Below are 21,066 nucleotides of genomic sequence, written 5' to 3'. Positions count from 1 at the left end.
AGCGGTTCCGGGTAAAGCAAGCACTAGCGCCAGAGCAAGCCAAGCGCGTCTCATCTGTTTCATATGTTTTGTCAAGGATATTTTAATTCTTATTAATTAATATAAAACTATATAATTTCATGAATAAAATTTGTCATGAAAACTACTTTTCCCTCTTTTTAAATGGATACAGACAATTCAAATTCAATCCTTATGATTTAGGCATAGAAAGGATTTTGGGCTTTAGATGTTCTTGGTATTCAATCACAGCACACTTAATTTATACCGAAAGAAATAGGAGTAGTCTATCTAAAGAAATAGCAAAATATTTAAGTTTTTTGACATTATCAAGGTAGCGCAAGTGTTCATGCAAATGAAGATTTGGCTAGTCTGAATAAAATACCAAAACGAAAAAACTTGCAGTTCTAAACATCATTACAAAGTCTACGCAGCGTTAACAAATGCTTCCTTGATTTCATGCAAGTTCAGAGTATATAAAGCAAGCAAAAAAATTAGTAGTAAGTAGCATGGCAACAGCTTTAATAACGGGTGCCTCTGCTGGAATTGGTGCAGTCTTTGCCCAAGAACTAGCTGCCCGTCAAACAAATCTTGTTTTACTGGCGCGTTCAGAAGCCAAACTTCAACAGATAGCTCAACAGTTGCAGGAGCAACACAAGATTCAAGTAGACTGTTTAATTCAAGATCTTACGGCACCAACAGCGGCAACAGATGTATTCGATGCCGTGAGTCAGAAGGGACTGACGATTGACTTGCTAGTTAACAATGCAGGTTTTGGGGAGTATGGTTCCTTTGCAGAACTGGATGGGGAACAGCAACTCAAGATGATTCAGTTAAACATCCTCGCTTCAGTAGCTCTAACGCATAAATTTTTGCCAGGAATGCGGCAACGCCGTCATGGTGGCATTATCAATATGTCCTCGGTTGCAGCGTTTCAACCGATGCCTTACTTTTCCGTCTACGCTGCTACTAAAGCTTTTGTTCTCAGTTTCAGCGAGGCGCTAGCGGCAGAAAACAAAAGCTATGGAGTTCATGTCCTAGCCGTTTGTCCTGGCCCAACGGATACAAATTTTTTCCAAGAAGCTGATTTTCCTTCAATGTTGGCAGATGTGGCGGCTCAAAACTATACTCCTTCAGAAGTGGTGGTGCGTGAAGCGCTCAAAGGTTTGGACAACAAGCAGACTACGGTTGTCCCTGGGGCGCTGGGAAATCAATTGATTGCGAATTTGCCCCGGTTCTTGCCGCGAGAAGGTGTGCTGAGCCTATGGAAAAATATTTTAGGAGCCTCGAAAAGTAAGAAGTAAAGATTCCCTAACTCTAACGAGCGGTGGAAGCAGCTACCTATTAGTTATGCGAACCTTATCGTCAGTATCACAAAGCTGGGGTGAGGTTCTGTATGGAGTCTAAGATTGAGCAACGTAATCACAGTGGATTATTGGTTGCTGCTGGTATCTTGATTGGTGCAGGTCTTTTGGCAGGATTTGTGGATGGCATCTTGCTGCACGAAATTCTCCAATGGCATCACATGGTAACAAGCGTTCGACCTGCAACGAATCTATCTAATCTCGAAGCGAACACACTAGCGGATGGTCTTTTTCATTTAGGAACTTGGACGCTAACGGTTATTGGTGGTGTGTTGCTGTGGCGTGCGGGTGGACGTGATGACGTACCTTGGTCACCCAAAATCTTTGGTGGGTCTTTACTCTTCGGTGCTGGATTATTTAACTTTATTGAAGGTATCATTGACCATCAAATTCTAGGAATTCATCATGTTAAACCAGGCCCCAATCAGTTGGCTTGGGATGTTGGCTTTCTGATTTTCGGTGCAGGGCTTGCGTTAGTGGGTTGGATTTTATTGCGAAGTGGACAAAAGGAAAGCTAGAGACGTGCCAACAGCGCTTCGCAATCTTACGGTAAAAACGTCTTTGAGAATTCTGGAATCAATAGTTAGTGTTCCCTATGCTTTGTAGAGACGTTCCGCCGGAACGTCTCTACGACTTTGGTTTGGTGCTGGGAGTACGTCAAGAGAGGATATAAATACTAGCGTTTTTTAGGGCAAGTTCTGTTGATAAGGTAACTACTTGCACCTGTTCAGTTGCACCTGTACCATCCGCATCAAAGAACAAACCACCTGTCGTGTTGTCGTAGATGAAGCGAGTTGTGGTATCGGCTGCACTTGTACCAAGAGAAAACTGAGTTTCGGGAAGCACGGAACCGCTGACTAGTTCACCACCAAAACCACTGGCAGAGAAACCAAGACGATCAACACCTACCTGGAAATCAGTAATGGTGTCGAGTCCTATGTTATTAATACTCAAGAACAAGAAACGGTCACGTCCAGCCCCACCAGTCAGTGTGTCATCACCGAAACCACCGACGAGGCGATCGCGTCCTGCACCACCATCAATAGTATCGTTGTCATTACCTCCATACAAAAGATCGACGCCACCGTTACCAATGATGGTGTCATCGCCATCTAAACCGTAGGCAAAATTGTCTAGATCGTCACCAAGTAGATAATTATCTTGAGACGGGTCTAGAGTCCTGAGAATCTCAGCTACTCCGAGTACAAAAGATAGTCCGCTTTGTCGAAATTCCTCAGTTCCTGCCCTTGTTGTTAATGCCGTTGCTAATTCTGGGTTGTTGGCACCGACAGCCGCCAGAAACTCTGCATAATCAGAATCATTATAGTAACCAAAGCTTGGGCTATTTAATTCCTCAACAGAAATTTCTTGCTGAGTAAACCCTAGTGGAGGATTGGTTAAAAGGTCTTTTGGTTCTACATGCTTAGAAGAGGCAGCAAGAGGGTTGATTTGAGGGTCTCTAAATGACTGGAGAAAGACTGTTCCTGGCAAAAACGCATCCCCAGCTAAGCTCACATAGTCTCCACTAACAACATAGTGAGTTATCTGTATCGCCGTGCTGCTTGGGTCAAAACTATCAGCAGTTAGTTGGTCAATTCCTGTTGAATTGAAGGTAACAGCTTCTCTAATCAAGTTGGAAAATTCAGCGGCAGCCCGTTGTGTCAATGCCCCACCCAAACTGTGACCCGTAACATCAGGAAGAAAACCGTTCGGGTTGTTAATAGTATCTTGGCTAATTTGTGCCAACCAATTGCCGATCTCCTCCTGATTGGCTTCAAATTGGTCAAAACCTACGCCCTCTGAATCTATATCAGCGCTATAGTCTACGACAGAGTCTGTACCCCGAAAGACTAGAACAGGTGGGTTATCTGGATTGAGTGAGACTAGTCCCCAAGCTTGTAAATCAGTTACTACGTCATCGAAGACTGTATTAATGGTGTAGCCTGTAGCACTCAGGAAATCGACAACTAAATCGTCTGTTGGGGAGGAATAAACGATTGACTTAGAAAGAACTTCATAAACTGGGTCTTGTACGCTCATAAATCAGCCTTTATCAAAAAGTAATGCTATCAAGAGTGGAGGTATACCGTAACGAGTTACCTCTCTAATCTCCAACTAACATTTGATATATTTATGAGTAGTACTCTTTCTATCGCTCAATAGGCTCATCCGTTTGGACGATTCTCTTATTAAGCCTATCAACCCGATCAGAAGGTTCAAACTCCCTCTGACTAGAGAGATAAAGCCTTTACATTTTTGCTAATCAAGGGCAGGATTACAGTAAATGTCGTGTTAACTTCTTCAACGCTATCGACCGTAATCTGACCTCCGTGCAAGTCCACACATTTTTTGACGATCGCTAATCCTAACCCAGTACCAGGAATCGCACCGACGTTACTAGCGCGATGGAATGAATCAAATAATCTTGGCAGGTCTTCTGCTGGAATACCAATGCCAGAGTTTTTTATCCTCAAAGTAACGACCCCTTCAATGCATTCCAGGTCGAAGCAAACCGTGCTACCTCTAGGTGAATACTTAATGGCATTAGATAGAAGATTAGTGAGGATTTGTCGTAGCAATCTTTCATCAAGACTTGCGTTGGTACAGTTGCCGCGACTATAGAAAGCGATCGCAATCTCGTTCGTTACACCCAGAAGTTGCATCTGTTCCACCAGTTCCTGGCAGAATTGTTCTAAATCCAAATGCACAGGGTTAAATTCGAGTTTACCTGCCTCAGCTTTACCAACAAACAGCACATCACTAACAAGATCACTCAGATGTTTGGTAGTTGCTTGAATTCGCTGGAGATGAGTGAGTTTTTTTTCCTCTGTCCATTTGTGGCTGTAATGTTCAAGTAATTCAGCAGAAGACTGGATGGTGGTTAGTGGGGTACGGTACTCGTGAGAAATCGTGGCAACGAGGCGGGATTTTAGCGAACTAAGTTCTTTTTCTCTTTCCAATGCCTGCTCTAGCTCGGATGTACGCTCTCTGACTCGATTTTCTAGATCTTTATTCATTTGTGCCATAGCAATAGCACGTTGACGCAAGGCGTTCTCCGCCTTTATCCGTGCTGCGTTGAGGTAGCTAACCAGCAACGCTGTTGACGTAAACACGGCTAGCACTAAGATATCAGCCGTAGCATAGCTCAGCGCAAAGTAAGGAGCCAGAAAAAAGTAGTTTATACACGAGACAGACAAGATAGTAGCGAGTACACCAGGTCTAAAACCGCCATACCAAGAGCTAAGCATCACGGCAGCAAAAAACAACACGCCAGGGGTCTTGTGTAATAGCGGATATAGTAGCAGCGTTAACAGCAACGCCAGAGTAACCATCGCTACAGCAAAACCGTAGCGCAACTGCCAAATGTACTTTCTGTTGTCGTTACTCATCAAGTTAATTATCAGCAAGCGTTGATTCAATGTTTTGCCGTACTTGGTGGGTATGAGCTACCCACTTAGCTGTTTCTCGATTCTTGTTAAAGCTCCCGTAGGAGAGTGCATTGATAGCAACCAGAACCGCTGTGGCTAAGCCAAATCCGACTAGACTTTTCTTCTCAAGAGAAATTTTCATAGGACGTATTGTTTCGTGCAACGTTCGACCTCGCCAGTAAAACTGCTGTATCACTTGCTAAACTAGCGGAACTTTGCGGCGCTCGGATTCGTATATTTACGGAAATTAAAACTGAACGTGAGGACGACGTTAATCAAGGATACAGAACATCACCCGTATTGGGGTCAAAGACAAATAGCTTGTCGAGGTCAAGTTGAACGCTAATGCGATCGCCTGGATGTCCACGCCAATTTGCAGGTGCTTGGACATTTAAAACGATATCCGAGGCAATGAGATTGCTACGAACCAACGTCTCGCGTCCGAGTGGTTCTACTACACTCACCTCTAGCACTAATTGATTATTCTTGTTGTCCTCAATGCCTTCACTGTCAATTAATCCGTTAATTTCTATATGTTCCGGGCGAATTCCTAAATCAATGGTTTGTGCCGGGGTAAGTTGCAACTGAGTTTGAAGGGCGATTGGACAAGGCAACACTTGACCACTCACCTGAAAAACCTCACCTGTGTAGGTTGCAGGAAAAACATTCATCGAGGGATTGCCCAAGAAGGTGGCTACCATTCGGTTTGCAGGTTTTGCATAAATGTCTTGGGGTTCACCGATTTGTTGAATCCGACCGCGATTGAGTACCACAATTTGATCAGCGAGTGTCATTGCCTCTACCTGATCGTGAGTAACGTAGATGGTGGTGATGCCGACACGCTGGTGCAACTGTTTTAATTCTGCTCTAGTACCGTCCCGTAACTGGGCATCTAGATTGGATAGAGGTTCGTCGAGTAAGAAAACTTTGGGTTCACGCGCGATCGCTCTTCCCAATGCAACCCGTTGCTGTTGCCCTCCAGATAGTTGCTTGGGTTTACGATCTAGCAAGTGGGAGATATCAAGCGATCGCGCCACGGTTTCCACTCGTTCTTTAATCGTCGTCGAGTCAGCCTTCCGCATCCGTAACCCGAAAGATAGATTATCAGCTACCGTCATATGAGGGTAGAGGGCATAGTTCTGAAACACCATCGCCACATCTCGCTGCCGTGCTGGGACACCATTCACCAAAGCATCTCCAATATAGAGATTGCCGTCTGTTGCGGATTCCAAACCAGCAATCATCCGCAGAATCGTTGACTTGCCGCAACCCGATGGGCCAACTAAAACCCAAAATTGCCCATCCGGCACCTCAAAGGTAATGCCCTCAATCGCGGTGACATCTTCAAACTTGCGGGTAATCCCTTCTAAGCGAACGTTTGCCATTTGTAGCTATCAGTAATGGGGTGGGTGAGATGCAGTATTCGCTTTAGAGCGATCGCATAAAAAATAGCTTAGACGACAACAAAAACGCCGTCTAAGCCATATTCACACAAGTAATATTCTTTTACCTCTTTTGAAAAACATCAACATTAAGCAAGCCAATTGGTAACAAGCTGTTCCAAGTTCAGGCTTTTTGTTTACCTCCTTTACCTAATTTCAGTACTTTTATTGGTACAGTGAATGAGGTTGCGTTCTTGACGAAAGTTACGCGAAAATTCAATTAAAAAAAGGTTGACTGGCTTCCCTCACTGTGTTTATTGAAGCGAGGTAGAGAAGGTGTCGAATTAAACTAAAGAATAGGAATTTACAGCCTTATGCCAGAAAACTGACTAAGTATTCCCCCTCGCGATCGCTGCGAAAAGCGAGGGATAATCTACAGAGCAACATTACTCATAAAAGCTATGAGGGCTGCTATTAGAGATGGGTAGCGTATAAACTTGTCAGGATGACGCACTGCTCTAGGCTGCGGCTGTTGAAGCCTTCCTCTCACCACAAGCTGTAACTGGAAGTGCTGTTCGCGAGTCCTTAGTCTTAGGATACTACACTTTTTAGTACAACTGTATTGCTCAAAAATAGAAAAAGCCGAACCTAGAGGTACGGCGATGACTATAGCACTCTAATTAATGTCCACTAATGCAGAAAACAAATGGGGATCAAGCAGCTATTGCATTGATCTCAATATTGTGTAGCTAAATTTACTAAACGCCTCTAAAAACTCTTATAGGAATGGTTTAGATAACTGAGGCATAGGATTTATAGAGGTTTATGACAGCCAAAAAAAATCTCATTGTGATTGGCAACGGCATGGTAGGACACAAGTTCTTAGAACTAATGATTGCTAAAGGAGCAACTGAGCAATGGAACTTGATTACCTTCTGTGAAGAACCGCGTGTTGCCTACGATCGCGTTAACCTCAGTGGCTACTTTTCTGGTAAAACAGCAGCAGATTTATCGTTAGTTGAGCCGGGATTATATCAAGAGAATGGTGTTCAGATTCATATCGGTGATAAAGCTGTTGCTGTTAATCGAGACCAAAAAACAGTCACATCAGCCAATGGTTTAACAGTTACCTACGACAAGATTGTCCTAGCAACGGGTTCCTATCCCTTTGTGCCACCGATTAAGGGGAATGACGCTACAGGTACCTTTGTCTACCGGACAATTGACGATCTAGAGGCGATGTCGGCATACGCTAAAAATTGTAAGGTTGGTGTGGTTGTTGGGGGTGGTTTACTCGGTTTAGAATGTGCGAATGCTCTCAAAAGTATGGGATTGCAAACCCATGTCGTTGAATTTGCTCCACGACTGATGCCAGTGCAAATTGATGAGGCGGGTGGAACGATTCTTCGTAAGAAAATCGAAGAACTTGGAGTTACGATTCATACTAGCAAATCAACAACTGAAATTGTTAGCGAAAATGGCAAAGTTGCTAAGATGACATTTGCGGATGGTTCTGAGTTGGAAACAGACATGATTGTCTTTTCTGCTGGAATTCGCCCCCGTGATGAAGTTGCAAGAAGCTGTGGATTAGAAGTCGGGGAACGCGGTGGGATTGTCATCAATGATTATTGCGAAACGTCCGATCCAGATATTTATGCGATCGGTGAATGCGCCCTGTACCAGAATCGCATCTATGGCTTAGTCGCTCCTGGCTATACAATGGCAGGAGTAGTGGCAGATGTCTTGAATAACATCACCAACAGCAGCTTTACTGGCGCAGATATGTCTACCAAACTCAAACTTTTGGGAGTGGATGTTGCTAGTTTTGGTGATAACTTTGCTAAGACTCCAGGTGCTAGAGAAATTGCGATTAGCGATACCGTTCAGGGTGTGTACAAAAAGCTGGTTCTGAATGAGGATGGTAGTCGTCTGCTTGGTGGAATTTTAGTCGGAGATGCTTCGGCATACGGCACATTATTGCAGTTTGTACAGAATGCGATCGCCTTACCACCCCATCCAGAAGATTTGCTGTTGCCGCCACGGGAAGGTAAAGCAGCTACGGTTGGCATGGGAGTAGAAAGCCTGCCAGAGACCGCCCAGATTTGCTCCTGCAATAATGTAAGTAAAGAGCAGATTTGTACAGCTATCCAAGAGAACAATTTTACTGATATTGCCAGTGTCAAAAAATGTACGAAAGCCGGAACAGGCTGTGGTGGTTGCGTACCATTAGTAACAGATTTGCTCAAGTATGAGATGAAGAAAGCGGGGATAGAGGTGAAGAATCATCTCTGCGAACACTTCGCCTATTCCCGTCAAGAACTTTATCATTTAGTGCGAACCCAAAAAATCCAGACGTTTGATGAGTTAATTCAAAAACATGGTCAAGGTAAGGGGTGTGAGATTTGTAAGCCTGCTGTCGCTTCGATTCTCGCCTCCACTTGGAATGAGCATATTTTGGAGACACCTCATGTTAGTCTTCAGGATACCAATGATTACTACTTAGCTAACATTCAGCGTGATGGTACTTATTCGGTAGTGCCACGAGTTCCAGGTGGCGAAATTACGCCCGATAAACTGATTGTGTTAGGGGAAGTTGCTAAAGAATTTGGGCTTTACACCAAAATTACAGGCGGACAACGAATTGATTTATTTGGGGCGCGAGTCGATCAATTACCGCATATTTGGAAGCGATTGATCGATGCTGGATTTGAATCGGGTCATGCTTATGGTAAGGCACTTCGCACGGTGAAGTCCTGCGTGGGTAGTACCTGGTGCCGCTTTGGGGTGCAGGATTCTACCAGTTTGGCGATTGAGTTAGAACTACGTTATCGTGGTTTGCGATCGCCTCACAAACTAAAATCGGCTGTATCGGGTTGCACCCGCGAGTGTGCCGAAGCACAAAGTAAGGATTTTGGGATAATCGCGACTGAAAAAGGCTGGAATTTGTATGTGTGTGGCAATGGTGGAATGAAGCCGCAACACGCGATACTGCTAGCCGAGGATATTGACAAAGAAACCTTGCTCAAATATTTGGATCGGTTCTTGATGTTCTATATCCGCACCGCAAATCGCCTGGAACGCACAGCAACTTGGTTCAACAAGCTTGAAGGTGGAATTGATTACCTCAAGCAGGTGATTATTCACGATTCCCTTGGAATTTGTGCTGAGTTGGAAGCAGAGATGGCACACCTTGTCAGCACCTATCAATGTGAATGGAAAGCCACAATTGAAGACCCAGAAAAAGTACAACGCTTCCGGCATTTTGTGAACTCTGATGATTCCGATCCAAGTCTTGTTCATGTAGAGGAACGGGGTCAAAAACGCCCAGCTTACGAACAGGAGAAATCCTTAGTGGGGCTTTCACAATAGCCTGCCCCCCCTGCCCCTCTTGTTAAGGGGGGAGATAGTAAAATGCCCCCCTTATATCAATTTCCTAAAAGCTTGCTACAAACACTTTTCTTGTTCCCCTCTTTATAAGGGGGGTTAGGGGGGTCTTAACTGTGGCATCAAAAAGTCAAATTGGTACTACAAGAAAATCGCAACACATAATTAAGAGGAAAACACAATGGTTCAAGCATTAGTTCGTGAAACAAACGCAACCTGGGTCGATATTTGCTCACTAGAAGCGATCGCACCGAATACAGGAGTATGTGCCTTGGTTGAAGGTCAACAGGTGGCGATTTTCCGACTAGGAACAGAGAATGAGGTTTTTGCCCTTAGTAATTACGACCCATTTAGCAAGGCGTTTGTTTTATCGAGGGGAATTGTAGGCGATCGCAATGGTATCCCGAAAGTTGCTTCCCCAATTTATAAGCAAAACTTCAACCTGAGTACCGGACAGTGCCTCGATGATGAAACAGTGAGCCTCCCTACTTACAACGTTAGGGTGGTTGAAGGTAGAGTGCAGGTAGCTGCTGGCGAAGCGGCGTAAACTCGGACGCGAATAATTGCTGCTATACGTCCTTAGAAACCCGTTATCTCTGTGATAACGGGTTTTTCAATGAATTTGAGGATGTGGACTTTCGCCAAAAAGCTACACTTGACCCAAAGATGCTGAGCGGGTGTGAGTGCTAGTGACGAACAAGTACACAGTTATGAGGTTTCCCGATGACAAACGCAGAACTGCTCGACATTATTGAACAAGCAGCCAAGGATGGGGTAACCTCCCTTAACCTCTCAGAGAAGAAACTGACGGCGCTGCCAGCAGAAATCGGAAATCTCACCAATCTGACAGAGCTATTCCTTGATAGCAATCAACTGACAGCACTGCCAGCAGAAATCGGGAATCTCACTAATCTGACAGAGCTATCCCTCTACACCAATCAACTAACGGCGCTGCCAGCAGAAATCGGGAATCTCACGAATCTGATAGAGCTAAACCTCGGCAGCAATCAACTGACAGCGCTGCCAAAAGAATTTAGTAGTCTCACTAATCTGACGTGGCTAAACCTCCATGACAATCAACTGACAGCGCTGCCACCTGAAATCAGTCAGCTCACCAATCTGGCATGGCTATCCCTTAGCAATAATCAACTAACAGTGCTGCCAGCAGAAATCAGTCAGCTCACTAATCTGGCATGGCTATCCCTCAGCAGCAATCAACTGACGGCGCTCCTTCCCGAAATTGAGAATCTCACCAATCTGACAGAGCTAAACCTTAGCAACAATCAACTAACAGTGCTGCCACCTCAAATTGGGAATCTCACCAACCTGACATGGCTAAACCTCCATGACAATCAACTGGTAGTGCTGCCCGCTGAAATCGGTAGTCTCACCAATCTGAAATGGCTAAACCTCTACGACAATCAACTAGCGGTGCTGCCAGCAGAAATCACTCAGCTTACCAAATTAATATGGCTATCCCTGAACAATAATCAACTAACGGTGCTGCCAGGAGAAATCCTTCAGATTACCAATTTGATAAGGCTATCCTTCCGCAGCAATCAACTGACGGCGCTTCCTCCTGAAATTGGGAATCTCACCAATCTGACACACCTAGCCCTCTGTGACAATCAACTGACGGCGCTGCCAAATGAAATTGGGAATCTCACTAATCTCACACAGCTATCCCTCAGCAATAATCAACTAACGGCGCTACCAGATGAAATCGCTAATCTCACCAATCTGACAGAGCTATGCCTCGATTGCAATCCACTGACTTCGCCGCCCTCTGAGATTGTCGAGCAAGGAACGCAGGCAATTTTGGCATATCTTCGGGAGCATAGGAGAAGTTGATGCTGGCTATCGTTTCTTGTGTGCAAGAGTTGCTTAAAGATGCAATCATCCCATTGTTTTACAAAGCCCATCCTACTGACTTTCTATCGAATCACTTGCAGATTCTCAATTGTAAGATATATTTCTTCATCAGCCATCTGAGCGTCTTTATCAATGTTAATTTGGGTTGGGTAGCCTAGAGTACGGTGGTAGGTAATCTGCATACTAGCTGCCTTATTCGCGATCGCATTTTGTACGATATTAAAAAGCTTTGGAACAGAATTGTACTGTCTGAAGTACTCCTGATTCACTGGCTTTCCGGTATTCGCAGCAGTGATCGACGTGACTCTGTTATTACGAACTTCAACAACCACTGGTTGAGTAACTTCAGGTGTACAGAAGCAACTTACTCGTAGCGTGTAGCGGTAACTGGAGATGTTTTGATTTCTCCATAATTGTCTGTGTTGCTGTAACTGCGCGGCATTTAATCTGTAATTAACTGGTGTTTCTCCCTCACCCAACACAGCTAAATCAGCTCGTGCATCAGAAAGGCGTTTTGTTCCACTGCATAACCCAGTTTTTAATTGAGCGTCTTCATCAGAAGCATAAACAAGATACTCCTGACCTTCTTGAAACGAATACCCACAACTAGCACTAGAATCAGAGGTCGTTACAACAAGCCGTCGCTCACTGTTTCCCTTCCAAACTTCTGAAACTTCAAACGTTACCTTGACCCCATTTAAAAAATTTGGATCTTCATTGCGTCTACCAGGGCGTCGCTCAGCCGGACTCTGCTCAGTAACATCAACAACTCGTCCAGAAAAAACTGCCTCAGAGTTTTGAAGACTCTGTTGAGGCGTCGTTGGAAGACAACTACAGGCACTTGCCGCATTTGCACTTAAAACAAACAAGCTCGTAGCAATAACTAATATCTTTTTCATGGCTCACACCTCAGAATAATTTTGCCTAATTGTAGTTAATCTTCACAGTTTGTTGAGTTCGTTTAAACTGTAACTGACCCAACTCTGCTCAAATCCCTGACCTAAAGTTATGAGCAAAAGTTCCACAACTTTAATCCGTTACAGATTGCGTTACAGCCATAATTGATGAGCTTTCAAATGGTAATAATGAATTATTATTTCCGGGTAAAAGGAAGCAGAAGCGCTTAATTAGAATTCGCGTTCACTGCTGACTTATCTGGAAAATTCCTTGCGTCAAAACTCCAAGCAACCCAGGTACTTGCATATAACACGCATCGCCTTTCCTAAAAAGCCTCAACCTCGCCAAGCATTTCGTATAGTTTTCTAGTTAATGCGGTTCGCGATCGCGTAAAGTCATTGTTTGAAAAACCAAACCAGAAACCCTAATAAATTGCCTGTTGGGTTAGGGAAAAGGGCGACACGCCAATCTCTCCCCTTCTCAACAGGGGTAACTTACTTTTTCGTGCCCTTGTGCCTTGTGCCTTCTGCCATGCTTGACCCAACAGGAAAATCAATAGCTCATAATGGTGATTGTACTTATCCTGCAAGTAACTGCCGTTTGGGGTGTGGATTGCTGAATAAAAAAACCTCAATAAACCCGATCTTTTCACCTGTCCAACAGTCTTTGATCACTTGGCTGCTGATCTTAGTGACGGGTTGGATTACAGTGAGTGCGTTGAGTTACGTTGGTGAACTCATTAGTATTTTGCTGACGGCATCTCTGATTGCCTTTTTGCTCAACTATCCTGTTGCAGTGGTTCAACGTGTTTTACCACGGAGTGTCGCTGCCGGACTCGTCTATCTTGTCGCTGGCTTCGTCGTTGTAATCCTTGCCCTGACGCTGGTACCGCCAGTGTTTAACCAAGGACGGCAACTAGTGACTAATTTACCCACTTTCTTGGAAGAAGGTCAGCAGCAGTTAGCTAGCTTCCAAACTTGGAGTGTGGAACACAATTTGCCCTTTGATGTCAGGATTCTTGCCTCTCAACTCTTGGCACGAGTGCAAACCCAGGCAGAAGCGATCGCATCTACGGGTTTAGGCTTGGTGGTAGGTACCTTTAACTGGTTTTTGGACTTAATTTTAGTTTTAGTCATTGCCTTTTATATGCTCATCGATGGTGAGCGAGTTTGGCGGGGAATGACGGGGATTTTTTCCCAAAAAATCCGAGATGGCTTAACCCAATCACTGCAACGTAATCTACAACGATTTGTTACAGGTCAGCTTTTGTTGGGTTTATTCATGGCGGCTACCCTCTCGCTTGCCTTTTGGCTGTTAAAAGTGCCGTTTTTCCTACTGTTTGCCGTCTTTATTGGGTTGATGGAGGTAATCCCATTTATTGGTGCAACCTTGGGGATTGCAACAGTCGTGACTATCGTAGCCTTTATTGATTGGTGGCTGGCGCTGGAAGTATTGGGAGTTGCGATCGCATTACAACAAGTCAAGGATAATTTGATTGCTCCCCGCATCATGGGCAATTTGACGGGTTTATCACCTGTAGTTATCTTTGTCTCTCTACTTCTAGGCGCTAAATTAGGTGGATTATTGGGTGTTATTTTGGCAATTCCCCTAACTGGTGTGGTCAAGAGTCTGACAGAGATTGTTCTCGACCCAACGCTGCCCCCTCAAACCGGAGCATTCTTTCACAACCCTCTCCTTACCAGAAATAATTTTAAGTCTGCACTCTCTTCAGATTCTGCTGCTGAGGCAGATGGGAGGACGGAGACTAAGGTAGCCGGAGTAGGAAATCGGCAAACTTAGGGAGGAAAAACACTTCAGCTATCAACGGTAAATCACCCAGGAAGTAAACGCGATCGCTTCTGTGTTTCACTGGGAATAAGAGACTTGCAAGCGACTCAGTAAATAGTCACCTGCTGATATAGGGGGATAAAGTGGAGGATGATTGGGTTCTTTGCAACTCTCAAGACAACTAATTTCTGTATCGTCGTTCGGATGGCAGAAAAATGCGATTGAATAACGAGAACGCTGTACTTGCTCATCTGAGGGAATCAAGACTCGATGCGGAGTGGAACAGAAAACATGGTTTGTCCAGCGCTGCATCAAATCCCCCGTATTGACGATGATTGTACCCGGAATGTACGGCGCAGTAATCCATTCCCCCTGTGCTGTACAAACTTCCAACCCTCCAATTTCATCCTGAAATAGTAGGGTGAAACTTCCATAATCAGAATGTTCACCTGCACGGATTTGTCCGAGTTTCGGGGCTTGGTCTAAGCGTGGGTAGTGAAGTAAGCGGAGTGTATGATTTTGATGAGTATGCCTGTCTAAGAAAAAAGACTCAGGTAGGTGAAGCGCGATCGCAAAAGAGTGACAGATTCGATTAGCCGATTCAGTGCAAGCTTGATAAAACTCTAAAACGATTTGGCGAAAATCATCTTGTCCTGTCGGCCATTGATTCAAAATCAGAGAACTTTTATCCTCTAGATTACTTCCATCAGGATTAACCTCCTTGCCAACATTAAAAGCTTCTTTTAAATCTCCCGGTTTATCCGGTGCAAGGCGTTCTCGTTCAATACCCACATATCCACGATTGCTAATTTCATCAGACCAAGCGAGTTGATTTTTTACGGCTAAGGGCAGGTCGAAAAACTGCTTAGTTCGAGAAAAAATTTGGTCAAGTAAGGTTACAGAAATACCTGGATTTTTTAGGTACATGAACCCAATTTCATGACAAGCCTGATAAATTTGATTAGCAATGGCTTGTTGCTGAGTAATGTCGCCTTTAATAAAGGATTCAAAATTGATGATAGGTATTTTAGTTGGAATCGTAGACATACTGAGCCTCTCTTAAAGAACAGTTTTCGATTTTGTGCAATATTGATTACATCAACTGTTTTCCTTAACAAAATTCTCATCAAGCATCGTGAGCGGCGATCTGCTCAAAAAGCTTGCTTATTTGCCGATCGGCAAAGTTACGGTGAACGTTGTCCCAACATTAACCTCACTACTCACTGAGATCGTTCCACCCGCTTGCTCAACCACCTGTTTCACAATTGCCAACCCTAAGCCAGTTCCTGGAATCTTACCGACATTGCTGGCACGGTAGAAGGATTCAAACAACCGTACTTGATCGGTTGGGGAAATGCCAATGCCCTCATCCTGCACTTGAAAGATTGCCACCTCGGCTTGACACTGGAATTTAAGCCGGACGGTGCTTTGGGGAGCTGAATATTTGATCGCGTTAGATAGTAGATTCGTCAGAACCTGTCGCAGTAGTGCTTCATTGACGAGAGCCGTAAAGCATTCATCTTCACAGTCAACCTGAACAGTGTGATTGCTTCCCATGCCGACTTTAATTTCTTCAATCAATTTGCGGCAGAACGGCTCGATCGCCAGCACCGTAGCATTAGCAGCTAATACACTCGTTTCAACTTTGCCAAACGCCAGGACATCATCGAGTAAAGCCGTCATGGATTTAACCGCCGTTTGAATCCGTTGGGAAAAGTCGGCTCGCCGTTCGGATGGCAAGTCGCGCTGCTCTAACAGGCGAGTAAATCCAGAAATGATATTGAGCGGATTGCGAAATTCATGAGAAACCATTGAGACGAAACGAGATTTTAGTTCTTTGAGTTCGCGTTCTTGCTCCAGTGCAGCTTGAAGCTCAAGGGAAAGCCGTCGCGATCGCAGCAGCATTTCCACCCGTGCCTGCAACTCTAACTTTTCGATCGGTTTGCTAATGAGTTCATCAACGGTTTGCCAGAGATGTCGCGTCAACAGTTTGACATCAGAATGGAGTGTAATCAGCAGGACGGGCAAAAATACAGGCTGCTCTGCCTGTTTTCTTGCCTGTACCCATTCCCATGAATGATGCAAGGCTGGACCATCTAGAATGCACAGGTCAAACGGTTCGTTTAGCAGTGGGACGGCTTTGCCTGCTTGCACCACAGATTCTCCTACCACCACCTCGTAAGATCGTCCAAGCCACTCTGCTAGGATGCGGCGGTTTTCCGTCTGCTCAATAAAGATCAAAATTCGGTTCATCGCTTACTCATCTTCCAGCAATTCGGGGACACCCGTGAGGATACCTCGAAGCTGTTTGAGTGGACTACCAACCTTAATCCCGTAGCGACTGATTTGAAATTCGCGCAGGTTTTTCTCAAAATCGCTCATACGCTTCTTGAGAACGCCAATCACTCGTCGCAGTTCGCCGCGTATTTCCAGGTAGCGCAGAAAGATAATGGTGTCTGCTAAATAGCTAATGCCAATTTCGGTTGCCCGAAATTCTCCTGTAATCGATTCAACCTCGTTGATCAGCAGGACAGCGACTCCCATATTTTGCAGATACTTACAGAGGGCATGGAGGTGAGGTGTTAAGTCTTCGCCTCGAACCGAGAGTCGATAGCCAGACACACTATCAATCATGACAATCTGTGCCTGCTGGTGTTCTACTTCCCGCCGCACGAGGTTGGCAAATTCGTCCGGGGTGTAGTGAAGTGGTTCGATTGGCACGATCGAGAGGGTGCCGCGCTCCTGCATCGCGTGAACCGGAACATTGACTCCTTCAGCCCGGTGCAACAGCGTTTCCTTGTTTTCCTCAAAGGTGTAAATCACCGATCGCTCTCCCCGTCCGGCTGCCTCTTTCATAAACTGAAGCCCCAGCGTACTCTTTCCCACGCCGCTAGGCCCGCTGATGATCGTGATCGTGCTGCGCTCAATGCCACCATGCAGCAGTTCGTCAATTTCTGGAATCCCAGAAGAAATGGTTTCCGTGGTAATCGCTCGTTCAAACACTTGGGGTATCAATTTTGGGAAAAGCTGCATTCCGTTACTGGTGAGGCGAAGGCTGTGGTTGCCGTTCTGAAAACCACTGCCTCGAAACTTGGAGACATATAGGGTGCGATCGCCCTCATTAAAGTTCAAATTGAGTACTCCATCACTCATGAACTGTAAATCATCGTCGGGAGATTCGATGCTATGTTCTGAAGTAAATAGAACCGTGGTGTCTTGCTCTGTCAAAAATCGCAGAAACGACAGCACCTGTTTGCGAAACTGGAAGGTATCTGTCGCTAGATAGCGAAACTGCGTCATCGAGTCAATGAAAATTCGCTGCGGCTTCAGGGTTTCGACTTGCTCCACAATGCGATGGGTCGTCGGTTCGCGCTCTACTTCAGCAGGTGAGAAAATATCATAGGTCTGCACTTGAGCAAAAAATTCGGAGGTAGGGCTAAGGTCAAGAAAAGTAATGCCCTGAGTGTCAAACTTCAATCCTTCAGCCGTTCTTTGGAGTTGGGCAACCGTTTCTGCCAGCGTAATGAACAAAACGGGTTCGCCGTTTGCGGCTCCCAACGTTAAAAAATGCATTCCCAACGTTGTTTTGCCGGTGCCCGGTCCCCCTCGAACCAGGTAAGCACGACCAGGAATATAGCCGCCGAACAGAACTTCGTTGAGTCCCGAAATTCCTGTAGACAAACGATCGATAGACATCTGCAAGCCGCCTCCTCGCCTCCACTGACCCTACAAAACGGTGATGTAGCGTGTCCTTCCTGCTGCGTCGGAGTTGACCGTCCGTTGAGAGCCAGAAAGTTCAGGCTTCATTGGGTTGAGACAGCTTTTCTGCGGAAGAATGAAGGCACTTATCGCAAGATAGAAATTTAAAGCTATGTCTTCCAAGCTTGAGAATACCATTAAGAAGCCGTTTCTAAAGATTGCTTAGTTCTCATGATCGGGGCTTTCAGAGCTACTCATGACTAGAACGGGCAGATTCACAGTTGGCTGTTGTAATTCCTAATTCTTCTAGTACAGCAGCAACTCGTAGAATTAGTGCTTCATTGTAAGGGGCGGCAATAATTTGTACTCCCAGTGGCAAGCGATTGGGATGATGGACTGGGACAGATAATACAGGCAAACCGATAAACGATAAGGGTTGAGTGAATAGTCCTAAATTAGGGCGAACTAGCACTTCTTCTCCGGCAATTAGCATCTTTTCTACTCCCAGTGGAGGTGCAACACAAGGCGTTGTGGGAGCAAGAATAATATCAACCGTCTCAAAAATTTCTCGAACCCGATCGCGATACCATTGCCGGAATCGTTGCGCTTGAATGTACCAGGTAGCAGGAATCATTGCACCTGCTAAAAAGCGATCGCGTGTGGCGGGGTCAAAATCTTGAGGACGCGATCGCAAATTGGCAAAATGTAGATTGGCTCCCTCCGATGCTGTGATAATATACGCTGCCGCCCTCGCACGATGCGGTTCCGGTAGCGTAACTGATGCCGTGACATCCAATGCCTGAGCAACTTTCGCTACCGCGTCCATCACTTCGGGTTCTGCGCCTTTAGCAAAATAATCACCAGCAACGGCAATTCGTAACCCCTCAATCCCTTGTTTTAGTTGAGGTAAGCACAGTTCTGGGGGACGAGTGGTGCAAATTGGATCACTAGCATCTACTCCCTGAAGAACATCAAAAGTGGTTGCAATATCCTGCACAGAACGCGCAAATGGCCCAATATGGTCGAAGCTACTAGCAAATAAGAAAGCACCGGAACGTGATAAACGTCCATAGGTAGGCTTCAAGCCAAAAATTCCGCATAGGGATGCGGGAACTCGGATAGAACCATTAGTATCAGAACCGAGAGTAAGAGGAACTAATCCTGCTGCTACTGCTGCGGCTGAACCGCCAGAGGAACCGCCAGCAACGCGAGTCAAATCGTGAGGGTTGCGAGTAGAACCGTAATGGCTATTTTCTGTCACGAAGCCATAGGCGTATTCATCCATATTCAACGCCCCAACTAGCACTGCACCCGCTTGTTTCAGTCGAGTGATAGCTGTAGCGTCTTGGATAGCTGGCGGATTTTCGGCGTTAATTTTTGACCCTGCGAGAGTTGTTAAACCCGCAATATCAAATAGATTTTTTACAGCAAAAGGAACGCCTGCGAGAGAACCAGGATTTTCACCTTTGGCAATTGCCTGATCGATTTCCTCAGCATCTTCCACTGCTGTCTCTGCTGTGACAGCAGTGAAACAATTAAAGGTTTCGTTATGAGTAGAAATTCGTTCTAATGCCGCGCTAACAGCAGCTTTAGCAGTAATTTCACCTGCTTTGATAGCTTTAGCAGTGGTAACGGCATCAGTGTTTTGTAAGTCCATTATTTCATGGTTCAAATACAGGGGCAGCTTCTATATCTTCAGGGATGGGAAAGTCTGTTACCGAAGTAGCGATCGCACAAATGCTTGCAAAGTTTTTGATAACACCAGGGCGATATTCTGGGTTAATTGGCAAATCAAGTATTTCACTCATTTGCTCAATATAAGCAGCCGGATTAATGTTTTTTTCCATTAGGAATTACTAGCTCTCCTTTGTGCCGTTTGGGGAATAACTTTGCTCAGAATAAAGTAGAGGACAACAGCAGCAATAATGCCATTAACAGGCTTAATCCCAGGGGAGAAATAAGCGATCGCTGAAGCAACAATATAAGCAATCACACCAGCCCAGTTAAACGCTGGTTGCCGTTCTTCTAAAGCAGGAAACTCACCTCTACGATATAACCAGTAATCAGCCATGATTACACCGCCAATTGGGGGAATAAAAGTACCCAGCAAAATTAAGTAAGGAACCAACATATCGTAAATGCCGCCCCAAGCTAAAACGAGAGCAACCGTTGCTCCACCCAGCACAAAGGCAGTGCGCTTGCTTGTGCGGAACATATGAGCACCTGCAACGGAGAAAGCATAGATGGTGTTATCTTGCGTTGTCCACATATTGAGGAACAACAGCACCAAACCCCAGAATAGTAATCCTTGCTGTGCCATCACTTGCACAACGTCTTCGTTGCCGTAGACTAAGGAGCAGAAAGCACCGCAAAAGATTAAAAAGCCGTTGGCAAAAAAGAATGCCGCCATCGTGCTGATTGCCCCGATTTTCCCAGTCTTTGCAAAACGACTCCAGTTAGTCGCTTGGGTGCCTCCTGAGACAAACGTGCCAACAATAATCGTCAAAGCCTCACCCCAGCCCAAGGCTTTGCTGGGGGCAATCGCTTGTAATCCCTCAAAGCCACCGACTTTCCCTAAAGCGATCGCTAAACTCCAGAACATGAGAATCAGCATCGCCGGAACAGCAATCCGACTCAGCCAATCCATCGCGCGATAACCAATGTAAGCGGTAGAGCAGAAGAAATAGGTAAAAAATAGAATCGTCAGCCAGTTCCAAGACGGCGGAACTCCTGCCAACTTATTGAGCAAATCAGCGATTAACGCTGAACCCCAGGCATACCAGCCAATTTGAGTGAAACCGAGGATAAAATCAACCCAACGGGAGCCAACACTGCCGAAACTGAAACGTGCCATCAAAACTGTAGAAAGTCCTGTATTGGCAGCAATATAGCCAAGTGCAGAGGCATAGACACCCAGGATTAAGTTACCAAGAATAATCAAGCCAACCAAATCTGGAAAAAAGCGATAAGCTGGGCCAACTAACCCACCTGCAAACAGTGTCCCTGAATAAAGGGTAAAACCCATCAGCAACGGAGCGAGGGACAAAATGGACTTCCGGGCACTTAAGGGAACAGCACTGAGAGGATAGTCTTCACCTGCCTGTGACTGTTGCACCAACTCTGGATCGGAGGTTGTACTCATGAGATGTTGTTATAGCAATTTAGATGCAGACATTTTGAAGGCGATCGCGCCGACTGAACGGTATCGTAGTTAACTTTGCCCAATCTGTTGCAGGGATGTTAGTTGTTACCTGC

General features: G+C 45.3%; 17 protein-coding genes. 6 read left to right on the top strand and 11 right to left on the bottom strand.

What is annotated here, in order from left to right; genetic code table 11:
* The first annotated feature begins 506 nt into the window (after positions 1–506).
* Entirely contained in the window at positions 507–1,301 is a 795-nt protein-coding gene (locus AC5JL3_RS02630; protein ID WP_496073009.1) for an SDR family NAD(P)-dependent oxidoreductase, read from the top strand.
* A gap of 92 nt (positions 1,302–1,393) precedes the next feature.
* Complete coding sequence (locus AC5JL3_RS02625; protein WP_496073008.1) at positions 1,394–1,879, top strand: DUF2243 domain-containing protein; 486 nt, start codon at positions 1,394–1,396, stop codon at positions 1,877–1,879.
* A gap of 139 nt (positions 1,880–2,018) precedes the next feature.
* Here AC5JL3_RS02625 and AC5JL3_RS02620 read toward each other — a convergent pair whose 3' ends face one another.
* The 4 genes from AC5JL3_RS02620 to AC5JL3_RS02605 all read right to left on the bottom strand — a co-directional run bounded on the left by AC5JL3_RS02620 (position 2,019) and on the right by AC5JL3_RS02605 (position 6,174).
* A complete protein-coding gene (locus AC5JL3_RS02620) occupies positions 2,019–3,401 on the bottom strand; it encodes a calcium-binding protein (protein ID WP_496073007.1) in 1,383 nt (460 codons plus the stop codon).
* 191 nt (positions 3,402–3,592) lie between these two features.
* Positions 3,593–4,750 carry a sensor histidine kinase gene (locus AC5JL3_RS02615; RefSeq protein ID WP_496073006.1) on the bottom strand — a complete coding sequence of 386 codons (1,158 nt, stop codon included), beginning with the start codon at positions 4,748–4,750 and terminating at the stop codon, positions 3,593–3,595.
* A 4-nt stretch (positions 4,751–4,754) separates the two neighbouring features.
* Entirely contained in the window at positions 4,755–4,931 is a 177-nt protein-coding gene (locus AC5JL3_RS02610; protein ID WP_496073005.1) for a CHASE3 domain-containing protein, read from the bottom strand.
* Positions 4,932–5,064: 133 nt separating this feature from the next.
* Entirely contained in the window at positions 5,065–6,174 is a 1,110-nt protein-coding gene (locus AC5JL3_RS02605) for an ABC transporter ATP-binding protein (protein WP_496073004.1), read from the bottom strand.
* Between the two features lie 822 nt (positions 6,175–6,996).
* Here AC5JL3_RS02605 and nirB point away from each other — a divergent pair.
* The 3 genes from nirB to AC5JL3_RS02590 all read left to right on the top strand — a co-directional run bounded on the left by nirB (position 6,997) and on the right by AC5JL3_RS02590 (position 11,406).
* The gene (gene nirB / locus AC5JL3_RS02600) at positions 6,997–9,540 is read left to right on the top strand and encodes a nitrite reductase large subunit NirB (RefSeq protein WP_496073003.1); all 2,544 of its coding nucleotides are present in this window, start codon (positions 6,997–6,999) and stop codon (positions 9,538–9,540) included.
* A 196-nt stretch (positions 9,541–9,736) separates the two neighbouring features.
* Positions 9,737–10,102, top strand: a complete 366-nt coding sequence (nirD, locus tag AC5JL3_RS02595) for a nitrite reductase small subunit NirD (RefSeq protein WP_496073002.1) — start codon at positions 9,737–9,739, stop codon at positions 10,100–10,102.
* Positions 10,103–10,278: 176 nt separating this feature from the next.
* The gene (locus tag AC5JL3_RS02590; RefSeq protein WP_496073001.1) at positions 10,279–11,406 is read left to right on the top strand and encodes a leucine-rich repeat domain-containing protein; all 1,128 of its coding nucleotides are present in this window, start codon (positions 10,279–10,281) and stop codon (positions 11,404–11,406) included.
* A gap of 83 nt (positions 11,407–11,489) precedes the next feature.
* Here the strand turns inward: AC5JL3_RS02590 and AC5JL3_RS02585 are convergent, their stop codons facing one another.
* Positions 11,490–12,326, bottom strand: a complete 837-nt coding sequence (locus tag AC5JL3_RS02585) for a DUF6174 domain-containing protein (protein ID WP_496073000.1) — start codon at positions 12,324–12,326, stop codon at positions 11,490–11,492.
* Positions 12,327–12,957: 631 nt separating this feature from the next.
* Between AC5JL3_RS02585 and AC5JL3_RS02580 the strand changes: the two genes are divergently transcribed.
* Positions 12,958–14,124 carry an AI-2E family transporter gene (locus AC5JL3_RS02580; protein WP_496073039.1) on the top strand — a complete coding sequence of 389 codons (1,167 nt, stop codon included), beginning with the start codon at positions 12,958–12,960 and terminating at the stop codon, positions 14,122–14,124.
* A 66-nt stretch (positions 14,125–14,190) separates the two neighbouring features.
* Here AC5JL3_RS02580 and AC5JL3_RS02575 read toward each other — a convergent pair whose 3' ends face one another.
* The 6 genes from AC5JL3_RS02575 to codB form a co-directional block, all read right to left on the bottom strand.
* Positions 14,191–15,159 (bottom strand): isopenicillin N synthase family dioxygenase, encoded by a 969-nt coding sequence (locus AC5JL3_RS02575; RefSeq protein WP_496072999.1) that lies wholly within the window; start codon positions 15,157–15,159, stop codon positions 14,191–14,193.
* A gap of 117 nt (positions 15,160–15,276) precedes the next feature.
* On the bottom strand, positions 15,277–16,365 hold the full coding sequence (locus AC5JL3_RS02570) for a hybrid sensor histidine kinase/response regulator (RefSeq protein ID WP_496072998.1): 1,089 nt from the start codon (positions 16,363–16,365) through the stop codon (positions 15,277–15,279).
* Positions 16,366–16,368: 3 nt separating this feature from the next.
* The gene (locus tag AC5JL3_RS02565) at positions 16,369–17,808 is read right to left on the bottom strand and encodes an ATPase domain-containing protein (RefSeq protein ID WP_496072997.1); all 1,440 of its coding nucleotides are present in this window, start codon (positions 17,806–17,808) and stop codon (positions 16,369–16,371) included.
* A gap of 253 nt (positions 17,809–18,061) precedes the next feature.
* Positions 18,062–19,468, bottom strand: a complete 1,407-nt coding sequence (locus AC5JL3_RS02560) for an AtzE family amidohydrolase (protein ID WP_496072996.1) — start codon at positions 19,466–19,468, stop codon at positions 18,062–18,064.
* A 4-nt stretch (positions 19,469–19,472) separates the two neighbouring features.
* Complete coding sequence (locus AC5JL3_RS02555) at positions 19,473–19,658, bottom strand: DUF4089 domain-containing protein (protein WP_496072995.1); 186 nt, start codon at positions 19,656–19,658, stop codon at positions 19,473–19,475.
* Positions 19,658–20,953: a cytosine permease gene (gene codB, locus AC5JL3_RS02550; RefSeq protein ID WP_496072994.1), complete on the bottom strand. Its 1,296-nt coding sequence runs from the start codon at positions 20,951–20,953 to the stop codon at positions 19,658–19,660. Before codB ends, AC5JL3_RS02555 begins: the two co-directional genes overlap by 1 nt.
* Positions 20,954–21,066: the final 113 nt, after the last annotated feature.

Source organism: Symplocastrum torsivum, assembly GCF_059505465.1.
The sequence above is the reverse complement of the archived record's forward strand: the minus strand, read 5'-3'. Positions and strand labels throughout refer to the sequence as shown.